The organism is Acinetobacter bereziniae LMG 1003 = CIP 70.12, assembly GCF_000368925.1.
Taxonomy (GTDB): Bacteria; Pseudomonadota; Gammaproteobacteria; order Pseudomonadales; family Moraxellaceae; genus Acinetobacter; species Acinetobacter bereziniae.
In genome coordinates, this window is sequence record NZ_KB849756.1 from 623207 (window position 1) to 633418 (window position 10212).

Here is a 10212-nt window from a genome sequence, read left to right on the forward strand (position 1 = left end):
AGGATTTAACAATAATTTAAAATCTAGGCTCAGTAATGAAAATTATACCTGAACAATCGACTAGTCTAATCAATCAAGTTAGTGGTTTTCACTTACGTTTGGATAAAGGAGCATGTTGCTTTTTTGTTCTGGGTATGTTTTTAGCTGCAATATTGATCCATATATTAGGCATCTTTCCAACGACTTAATGCGCAACATGATCTATTTACATAAAAAATCCCTCTTGATGATGATCAGAGGGATTTTTATTCGCTTTAATCTTCGCCCTTGCTTTCTCTAAAAGATGGCATGTTTTTATTCAGAACAGCCTATTAGCCATTACGTTGAGCGAAATCATCCATAAAGTTGACTAATGCCTGTACACCTTCTAAAGGTACAGCATTATAAATACTTGCACGCATTCCACCTACTGAACGGTGACCTGCAAGATTTAATAAATGATTTTCTTCTGCCTCTTTCAGGAACAATTTATCGAGTGCAGCATCAGCCAAGGTAAAAGGTACATTCATGATCGAACGGTTCTGAACTGCGATTGGATTGTTATAAAAATCGCTTGAATCAATATAACCATAAAGCAATTTAGATTTTTCAAGGTTGGTTTTATGCATTGCATCTACACCACCCTGTTCAAGCAACCACTCAAACACAAGACCAGACAAATACCATGCATAGGTCGCAGGCGTATTGACCATAGAATCATTTTTAGCTTGTGCACCGTATTTCAGTAAACTTGGAATTTCAGGTTTTGCTTGATCCAACAAGTCATCACGAACAATCACCAAAGTTAAACCAGCAGGACCAATATTTTTTTGCGCACCAGCATAAATCAAACCAAACTTTGAAACATCCAGTGGCGCAGATAAAATACTTGATGATAGATCTGAAACTAAAGGTTTATTGGTTTCAGGAATATTGGCAAATTGAATCCCACCAATCGTTTCATTGTCGGCATAATGAACATAAGCAGCATCATCAGACAAATCCCATGTACTTTGCTCAGAGATGGCTAATTTCCCCTCAATTGTTGTACCCGCCTCAACAATATGAATATCACCATAACGTTGCGCTTCTTGAGTAGCCTTTTCAGACCAAATCCCGGTATGGATATAATCGGCTTTTGAGTTTTTGCCCAATAAATTAAGTGGAATTGCAGAGAACTGAAGTGATGCGCCACCTTGTAAGAACAGTACTTTGTAGTTCTCAGGGATATTCATCAATTTACGTAAGTCTGCTTCTGCTTTTTCAGCGACAGCCACATAGTCTTTACTACGGTGGCTCATTTCCATGATGGATAAGCCTTTACCATGCCAATCCAATAACTCAGCTTGAGCTTTTTCTAAAACGGCAGTAGGTAATGCAGCAGGACCAGCACAGAAATTGTACGCGCGCATGATTTTTCCCTTTTATAAAGTGAAACGAATGAAATAGGCGCATTTAACCACAAATCGCCTTTTCTTGCAGTAGCTTTATCAGTCAATATTTCAATGTAATTGCATATTTAGAGCTAAGTTTTCAATAACAAAATTTGAATATTGTTTAAATTTTAGGGATCAAGTAGGTCACTGATTTATATTTTGGTTGTTGCGAACAATAGATTGGCGTTCCATTTAAAGATTCAGCGATACGACAGCTTGCATAGTTTTCAATTGCAACAGGATAAATGAAAGCTTCAAAATTAAAATGTCTTGAAGCCCAATCGGCAATTGCTGTCACGGCTTCTTTTCCATAAGCAAAACCATGGCGATCTTCTCTAATCCAGATACCTAACTCAGGTCTAGGCTGCTTTGCTTGATGAAAACCAACCAAACCCAAAAATTCATCATTCAATTGATCTCGAATGACAAAAACCCAATCTGACTCATCTTGAATGGTGATTAACCATGTCTGCCAAATATTTTCGAAAGCATTTCGATCTTGAGGTGGGTCCCAGGACATATACTTTGTCAATGTCGGCGTAATGCAGGCATAACACTCATCAGCGTCATCAGAAGTAAACGGTTTTAAACATAATCTTGTTGAACTGATCATATATTTGGGTTCTTTAGAGATATTGTTGGTTTGCAATCAAGTAGATGGATATAGCCATAAACCGTCTTGGCTTGTAGTAGACTTATTGGTCAAAATTGCCGTGTATTTTAAGTTTATAATCTATAATTCAATCAATTACTACTAGAGTCTGTTGATAATTCGTCTATGTTTGCGACTACACGTGTTTTTTAACTGATACTAGACACGAAATAAGAAATTTTGCCAGTTAATCCTGAATTTAACCCAATAAAATTGACTGGACCAGGGCTATACATCACACTCAAGGTATACAATAAGATTTCCAAAATAGTACCCAACTTCGATCTAAAATATTTTCAGATCATTAAGTTAAGTACTTTAAAATATTTTGTATTATACGTTTGTACAGCGCTAATTTTCGTTTTCCACATAGCGCGCAAAATTATCTAATATGGCTTGCCAGCCTGCACGCTGTTGTTCAACAGGATATACAGTTTCAGGATCAAAGCTTATGCGAACCAATATAGCTTGGTCCTGTTGAGTAAAGGTAATTTCAGCTTGGCGCTCTCCAAATGAGTATGCAATTTTTTCATTTGGAATAATCTCTGTATAAGTGCCAGCAAAATCAAAGCCCATACTGCCATCCTTAGCTTCCATACGATTTGAAAACTCGCCACCGATGCGCAGATCATTTTTCGAATTTACCGTATGCCAATCAGGTGAAGCTGTATTCCACTGCTCTATATCCTGAGGGTTATTATAAATACGCCATACCACATCTATGGGTGCCTTAACTAAAGATTCCACGATAATTTTTGACATTTTCTTCTCCATAATTGTTTTTCGATTCGATTGTTATTTAAATATCGCCCCAGCGATTATAATTTAATCAATCCTATATACTGTATAAAACTACAAAACTACACATATTCTTAGGGCTATTTAGATTATTTACTCCAGCCTTTTCCATGTAAAATAGTTTTTAAATTTAGTCAGATGCAAAAGATTATGCTGATCAAATCACAACACCTTAAAAATAGAAAAGCATTATCCAAAACACTTCAACTTTCAACTTTCGGATATGTTTTTTACAGCCTGATCTTGGGGCAAATGAGTTTTGCTGAGAATTTAAGCTACAGCCAAGCAGAACAATATTTACTTGAAAATTCTTATACAACTCAAGCCAGTGACGCTTTAAATCGAGCATCAAAACTTCAAGCTGAGGCTGTAAAAAATATTGGTTTACCACGTGTAGACTTGAATGTCCGTGCTTATAAATTTCATACTGAAACAGACCTTCCATTAAACGGTGTGAAAAATAATCTCGAACAAACCTTATCGCAAGGTGTCAATGAACGTGTTGATCAATGGCAATCAGAACAAAATATTCCTTCCACGATCACGGATCCTTTAAAACAGGGATTAACACAAGGCATTCATAGTGGTATTGGTTTAATTCCAGATACAGCAAACGTTGTGTTAGAAGATGAAGTTGTTCGCCCAACAGTTTCAGTAATGATGCCAATTTATACTGGTGGTGTTACATCCAGCACCAAACAAATTGCAAATTTAAAAGCTGAACGTAGTCAGTTGGACGCTAAACAGCAACAAGATACGCAACGTTTTGAAGTGATACAGGCTTATTTTAATGTGCAATTACAACAACAACTTGCAGATGCCAGCCGTTTCAACCTTAAAGCAATGCAACAACACTATGACAATGCCCTCAAACTGGAGAAACAGGGTTTTGTCAGCAAAGGACAGCGTATGCAATTTGAGGTTGCACGAAATAATGCCTTGCGAACTGAACAAAATGCCACGGCGAATTTACAATCCAGTCAGTTTCAACTAAAAAATTTACTCAATAAATCCAGTATAGACCAACTAACAACCCCACTTTTTGTCAATCGTCAACAAAGCCAATCCCTAAATCAATTGCTTGATTCTTATCCTGAAACATCAAGTCTAGTTCGAAAGATGCAGATGGATACACAGTTGGCCAATCAAAATGTCAAAATTCAAAGTGCAACCAAAAAACCTACGTTATTTGCTTTTGGGGAATATAGTTTAGATCACAATCAAAACTGGATTGTAGGAGTTGCTGCCCGTTACAACTTATTCTCAGGCATTGATAAAAATAAAAATGTACAAGCTGCTGAATTGCAGCGATATGCGACTGAATTGATGACTGCACGTACCCAACAAGAGATTGAGAATATTATTTACAAATCTTATAGTGAGTTAAGTACAGCCCAACAATCCAATCAACTTTTACAACAAAATGAACAAGCTGCGCTCGAAAATCTCCGTATTCAGCAATTGTCATTTAAAGAAGATATGGGGACAGCGAGCCAAGTGATTGATGCACAGAATCAATTGAGTGTATTAAAAACTGAAAAAGCACTCAATGCTTATAAATATGTAATGGCTTTGGCGACCCTACTGCAAAGTCATGGCTCAATTTCTCAGTTCAAAGACTATGTTAATCAAACCAACACCGATTTTATTCGTTGAAGATGGAGCTAAAAATGACACAAGAAAATAACCATCAGAATACGCATAATGATTCAACATCAGACGCTAAGTTAAATGCTGAAAGTTCGCATGACAACATCGCTAATACCCAAGCCTCAGATCAAGTTAAGGAACATCAGAACAACTCAAACTCACAGCATGATCGTGTAACCAATGAGGCTGAAAACTCCACATTATCTCAGTCAACTGACGATCCAGCACAAGCAATTCAGCATTCTACAGTCAAGGAAAATGCCTTTAAAAAAAGAACCGTAATTGCAATTGGTTTGATTATTCTCATCATTCTTATCGGATTGATTGCATTTGGATTATGGAAAAGTTACCAACCTAAAACTGTAGATGTGCAAGGTCGTGTAGAAGCAGAAACACTGCATGTCAGTACCAAAGTACCCAGTCGAATTGAGGGTATCTTTGTCAGTGATGGACAAAAAGTGAATAAGGGTCAACTTCTAGTTACTCTGAGCAGTCCAGAAATTGAAGCAAAAAAACAGCAGGCTCTTGCCACCCTACAATCAGCTTTGGCATTGCAATCCACAACTGATCGTGGCTCGCAACAAGAAAATATTGATACCCTCTATGCCAATTGGCAAAGTGTAAAGGCACAAGAAAATCTTGCTAAAGCAACCTACCAACGTGGTTCCACTCTTTTTGCTCAGGGCGTAATTTCACGCCAACGCCGTGATGAAATGTTTGCTGCTGCCCAATCCGCCACGCAAATGAGTGAAGCTGCCTATCAACAATATGCGCGTGCCAAACGTGGCAGCACTGCTGAACAAAAATCAGGTGCTGATGCACAAGTTGAGATTGCTAAAGCAGCTGTTGCAGAAGCAAATGCGCTAGAAGCAGAAACCAAACTCTATTCACCTGTGAATGGCACTGTATCCAAAACCTATGGCAAACCATCTGAATTGGTTGCAATTGGCGTTCCTGTGGTGAGTATTATCCAAGATGAAGAAAAATGGGTCAGCTTAAATGTTAGAGAAGATCAATATGCACAGGTTTATCAAGCAAAATCACTCGATGGATTTATACCTGCATTAAACAAAACTGTTTCATTTCACATTAAAAACATTGATGCAGAAGGTGAATTTGCAACCATTAAAACCACACGTCAAACAGGCGGTTATGATATTCGTAGTTTCAAAATTAAATTGACGCCTGCTGAAGCATTGCCTGATTTGAAGGTTGGTATGAGTGTGATTTTTAAACTTCAAGAGCATCAATAAACATGTGGGCGAGCATGCGAAGAGAGCTTCGATATCTGTTTATACATAAGTGGGATTTATGCTTAGTCACACTCGCTCCTTTGTTTGTTATTGTTTTATTTAGTAGCATGTTTTATGCAGGCAAAGCAGAACATTTACCGATTGCTATCATTGATCAAGATCAAAGTGAGTTAAGTCGTAATATCGAGAAATATCTCAGTCATAACCACACACTTTCGATTTACACGGTTTCAAATGACCCAAATCAAGTTGAACATTTACTGAATCAAACCAAAATTTGGGGTTATGTACATATTCCTGTAGGTGCTGAACAAAGATTGGTACAAGCACAAGATGCGCAAATCAGCATTGCATTTAACCAGTCCTATTTCAGTATCGGAAATGGCATTTCATCTGCAATGTTACTCTCAACAGTTGAGGCAATCGGTGATTTTGCACAACACTCTTATTATCAAAACAAAACTCCTTATGCTGAAATCGCGACACCGAATGTTAAAATCTCACCATTATTTAATCCAAATCTGAGTTATGAGTTCTATCTAGAACCTTTTATGATTCCAGCAATTTTGCACCTCTTGCTTTGTTGTTGCGTTGCTTTTGCAGTTGGTCAAGAACTGAAATACGCAAGTGTTAAGCAATGGGTTCAAGGACGATCTGTCTTTACAGCATTACTGGCTAAAAATATGCTCTATGTATTGATCTTCTGTTTTTGGACATGGGTCTGGATGTTTTGGCTGGTTGAAATTCGAGGTTGGTTTATTGCTGGAAGTTTATGGATGATCTTGCTTGGACAATTTTTACTTTATACAGCTTATGCCCTAATCAGTAGCACAGTTGTACTTGCAACCAAAAATTTATCTAAAACCTTTGGCTTTATTGCAGTCTATGGCGGTTCTTCTTTGAGTTTTGCAGGTGTCACCCTGCCTTTGAATAATGCCCCTATCTTCACTCAGTTTTGGGCCAATATTATTCCTTATACACCTTATGCAAAATTACAAACTGAACAATGGGTCGTGGGCAGTCCCATTTTTATCTCGATGCTTCCTCTCGGAATTTTAACCATTTATTGTATTTTATATGGTGCAATCTCTACTTTGCTCCTCAAAAAAGTGGTTCAAGGGGCGCAATATGATTAATTTCTTTAAAGCACTCGCTCAACACTATTTTGCCACTTTTAAAAATATAGCGAAAAATTCGTCCATATTGACCACAATGGTACTCTCAGTATTTTTTTATAGTTTTTTTTATCCTACTGCCTATAAAGCCCAAACAGCAGAAAACTTACCGATCATTATTGTAGATGAAGAACAAAGCTTTCTCAGTCATGAAATTATTGTCGAAGTTTCTAAAAGCCCCAATGTAGCAATTACAGAAATTACGGGTAATTTTGAACATGCTAAACAAATGGTTCAACAACAAAAAGCCGATGGTATTTTATTGTTGCCTGAGAACTTATCCAATAGTGTTGTACGGGGCGAAGAAGGCGGTATCGGTTTATATTTAAGTAGTGCTTATTTTCTTAAAACTAAACAAATTGGTTTAGGTCTAGCCACTTCGATTGAAAATACAATTGCAGAGCATGCAGAAAGGTTTGGGAAAATTTCACACTTTCAACCCTCAATTCCTGTTCATCAAATTCCACTATTTAATACTTTATCTGGATATGGCAGTTATATTTTTCCAGCAATTGCACCATTAATTATCCACCAGACCATCGTTTTAGGTTTATGCATGCTGCTTGCTGGTTATCGTGAACAATACTGGCGTGCCACCCTGTCTGAGCTTGTTGCGATTTATTTAGCCGCTTTAACCATCGGTTGTTTGGGTTGTTTTTATTTATTTGGTTTTACCTATTGGCTCAATGATTATCCACGAGGTGGAAACTTTTGGGGAATGTTATTTGCAGTACCCATCTTTATTAGCTGTGTAATTGCAATGGCAATGGTTCTAGCAAGTTATCTAGATATTTCAGAACGGGCTGGACATGTTATTGTTTTTACATCAATTCCTTTGTTTTTATTATCTGGCGCTGCTTGGCCATTAGCGGCAATGCCGCATTGGATGCAAGCGTTTGCTCATATTTTACCATCCACACAAGGCATCAATTTGTTTATCCAACTCAATCAAATGGGTGTACCCACTTTCATCGTTATTCCTAAGTTGATCTATCTTGGATCGCTGTTTGCAATTTTGATGATATGGGCTTATCTCCGACTCAGCAAAAGACATAAACAAATAGAATGAATATGTAAAATATAATTTATATAATTAATAAAATTTCACAATAAAATCGAATAATTTAATCAAACTGAATTATTTTTAATCAATTGAACGCATTTTGAATAAAAATATTAGTATTACAGAGTCAAATAGCGTCAGAATACACCATTTTCAAAATACTCTGAATGTTCAGAATCTCCCACCCTAAAGTACCCACATACTTTAGCGGGATTTTTTTTTCATTTTTTTGATAGAGTTTTCTTTTCGCCAAAATCTGAATTTTAAGGGCTCAGTATGAAGAAAATGAGAATTAGCCTAGCTTGGCAAATTGTTATTGCGCTCTTCTTAGGTATCCTTGTTGGTGCATTCTTGCACAACTCTCCTGAACTTCGTAATGACATCGTTGCAAACTTTCTACAACCATTGGGTAAGATTTTTATTAATCTGATCAAAATGATTGTAATCCCACTTGTGCTTTCCATGCTGATTTTAGGGATTGCCAATGCAGGTGACAGTAAAAGTGTCGGTAAATTAGGTTTAAAAACCATTGTTTACTTTGAGATTATTACGACCGTCGCCATCATTGTGGGCTTAGTTGCTGCGAATGTATTCCAGCCAGGCGCAGGCATTGATATGTCTACACTGACAACTTCTGATATTTCTCAATATAAAGAAACGACACAGGAAGTCAGTCATGAAGCTCATGGTTTAGTGAATACCGTTCTTTCACTTATTCCACCGAATATCTTTGCTGCAATGAGCGATGGGCATATGTTGCCAATCATCTTCTTTGCAGTGATTTTTGGTATCGGTCTTGGATCATTATCTAAAGAAACCAAACAGCCTTTAATCGATGTATTAAAAGCTGTTTCTGAAACCATGTTTAAAGTAACGCATATGATCATGATGTTTGCACCGTTTGGTGTTTTCGGCTTGATCGCTGCCACTGTCGCAAACTTTGGTTTCAGTTCTTTATTGCCACTGATTAAACTGGCAGTATTGGTTTATGCAGCAATTCTATTCTTTATCTTTATCGTGCTTGGTTTTGTGGCTAAATTCTGTGGTTTCAGTATTTGGACAATTATCAAAATCTTAAAAGATGAATTGATACTTGCTTATTCGACTGCAAGCTCTGAAACCGTTTTACCTCGTATGATGGAAAAAATGGAAGCTTATGGTGCGCCTAAGTCAATCACCAGTTTCGTTGTACCGATTGGTTATTCATTTAACCTAGATGGTTCTACGCTTTACCAAAGTATTGCGGCAATCTTTATTGCTCAACTTTATGGTATTGATTTAACCATCACACAACAAATTGTTTTAGTGCTTACACTGATGATTACCTCTAAAGGGATCGCAGGTGTTCCAGGCGTGTCTTTCGTTGTGCTACTGGCAACATTGGGCAGTGTGGGTATTCCACTAGAAGGTTTGGCATTTATTGCGGGTATTGACCGTATCTTAGATATGGCACGTACAGTATTAAATGTAATTGGTAACGCACTTGCTGTTCTTGTAATCAGTAAATGGGAAGGCAAATTCGATACTGAAAAACAAAAATCTTATAATTTTGATGCCACACATTAATTTTTTAAGATGACTAAAACCACCTTTGGGTGGTTTTTTTATGCATATAGTCAAACCGTCTAATGATTCATACAAGTACTTTGCGATCAATCATTGATATTCAATAACCTATATACTCCTTAGAAGATTTTGATCATTCATATGGTAATCCCCCCTCAAAATAATTGAACTCAAAAGTAGAAAATCGAATAATCCTGTTCAAGGAGATTTTTTATGAAAACATCTAAATATTCAGACAGCTTAATCATAAGCATTTTAAAACAAGCTGAATCAGGAACACCCGTGCCTAACTTATGCCGTGAACATGGTATGAGTTCCGCTACATTTTATAAATGGAAAGCGAAATATGGAGGTATGGATATTTCAATGATGACACGACTTAAAGAATTAGAGGCTGAAAATGCTCGTCTGAAACGTATGTATGCTGACGAACGTCTTAAAGCAGATATTCTTCAGGATGCACTGTCAAAGAAGTTATAAAGCCTGTACAACGTAAATCTCTTGCTCAGCGAGCCGTTGAACAATTCAAGATTTCAGTGAGTAAAGCTTGCTTCATCTTTCAACTTAGTCAAACCTGTTATCGTTATAAAGCTCAATTAGATGAGCAAAATAAGATGATTGCAGACTGGCTACTGAAGCT

General features: G+C 37.1%; 8 protein-coding genes and 2 pseudogenes. 6 read left to right on the top strand and 4 right to left on the bottom strand.

Annotation, left to right across the window (positions count from 1 at the left end; all coding sequences use genetic code 11):
* Positions 1 to 311 precede the first annotated feature (311 nt).
* The 4 genes and pseudogenes from serC to F938_RS12985 all read right to left on the bottom strand — a co-directional run bounded on the left by serC (position 312) and on the right by F938_RS12985 (position 2829).
* Entirely contained in the window at positions 312 to 1391 is a 1080-nt protein-coding gene (gene serC, locus F938_RS12975) for a 3-phosphoserine/phosphohydroxythreonine transaminase (protein WP_005032331.1), read from the bottom strand.
* A gap of 145 nt (positions 1392 to 1536) precedes the next feature.
* Positions 1537 to 2028 (bottom strand): GNAT family N-acetyltransferase, encoded by a 492-nt coding sequence (locus F938_RS12980; RefSeq protein WP_005032332.1) that lies wholly within the window; start codon positions 2026 to 2028, stop codon positions 1537 to 1539.
* Between the two features lie 218 nt (positions 2029 to 2246).
* Positions 2247 to 2333: pseudogene (locus F938_RS24185) on the bottom strand (LysE family translocator); the annotation flags it as partial.
* An 85-nt stretch (positions 2334 to 2418) separates the two neighbouring features.
* The gene (locus F938_RS12985; RefSeq protein ID WP_005032334.1) at positions 2419 to 2829 is read right to left on the bottom strand and encodes an SRPBCC domain-containing protein; all 411 of its coding nucleotides are present in this window, start codon (positions 2827 to 2829) and stop codon (positions 2419 to 2421) included.
* 186 nt (positions 2830 to 3015) lie between these two features.
* Here F938_RS12985 and F938_RS12990 point away from each other — a divergent pair, with 186 nt between their 5' ends.
* The 6 genes and pseudogenes from F938_RS12990 to F938_RS24720 all read left to right on the top strand — a co-directional run.
* Positions 3016 to 4521: a TolC family protein gene (locus tag F938_RS12990; RefSeq protein ID WP_005032336.1), complete on the top strand. Its 1506-nt coding sequence runs from the start codon at positions 3016 to 3018 to the stop codon at positions 4519 to 4521.
* Positions 4522 to 4535: 14 nt separating this feature from the next.
* The gene (locus F938_RS12995; RefSeq protein WP_005032338.1) at positions 4536 to 5768 is read left to right on the top strand and encodes an HlyD family secretion protein; all 1233 of its coding nucleotides are present in this window, start codon (positions 4536 to 4538) and stop codon (positions 5766 to 5768) included.
* Between the two features lie 2 nt (positions 5769 to 5770).
* Positions 5771 to 6904, top strand: coding sequence for an ABC transporter permease (locus F938_RS13000; protein ID WP_005032340.1), 1134 nt, complete (start codon positions 5771 to 5773; stop codon positions 6902 to 6904).
* Positions 6897 to 8012, top strand: coding sequence for an ABC transporter permease (locus F938_RS13005; RefSeq protein ID WP_005032342.1), 1116 nt, complete (start codon positions 6897 to 6899; stop codon positions 8010 to 8012). The genes F938_RS13000 and F938_RS13005 overlap by 8 nt, the downstream gene beginning before the upstream one ends.
* A gap of 270 nt (positions 8013 to 8282) precedes the next feature.
* The gene (gltP, locus tag F938_RS13010; protein WP_004824615.1) at positions 8283 to 9572 is read left to right on the top strand and encodes a glutamate/aspartate:proton symporter GltP; all 1290 of its coding nucleotides are present in this window, start codon (positions 8283 to 8285) and stop codon (positions 9570 to 9572) included.
* A 213-nt stretch (positions 9573 to 9785) separates the two neighbouring features.
* A pseudogene (locus tag F938_RS24720) lies at positions 9786 to 10212 on the top strand (transposase); the annotation flags it as partial.

Bases quoted from the DNA above. Each gene is read 5' to 3' on its own strand.
- gltP (WP_004824615.1), top strand. From the start codon at position 8,283: ATGAAGAAAATGAGAATTAGCCTAGCTTGGCAAATTGTTATTGCGCTC.
- F938_RS12980 (WP_005032332.1), bottom strand. From the start codon at position 2,028: ATGATCAGTTCAACAAGATTATGTTTAAAACCGTTTACTTCTGATGAC.
- F938_RS12995 (WP_005032338.1), top strand. From the start codon at position 4,536: ATGACACAAGAAAATAACCATCAGAATACGCATAATGATTCAACATCA.
- F938_RS13005 (WP_005032342.1), top strand. From the start codon at position 6,897: ATGATTAATTTCTTTAAAGCACTCGCTCAACACTATTTTGCCACTTTT.
- F938_RS13000 (WP_005032340.1), top strand. From the start codon at position 5,771: ATGTGGGCGAGCATGCGAAGAGAGCTTCGATATCTGTTTATACATAAG.
- F938_RS12990 (WP_005032336.1), top strand. From the start codon at position 3,016: ATGCTGATCAAATCACAACACCTTAAAAATAGAAAAGCATTATCCAAA.
- serC (WP_005032331.1), bottom strand. From the start codon at position 1,391: ATGCGCGCGTACAATTTCTGTGCTGGTCCTGCTGCATTACCTACTGCC.
- F938_RS12985 (WP_005032334.1), bottom strand. From the start codon at position 2,829: ATGTCAAAAATTATCGTGGAATCTTTAGTTAAGGCACCCATAGATGTG.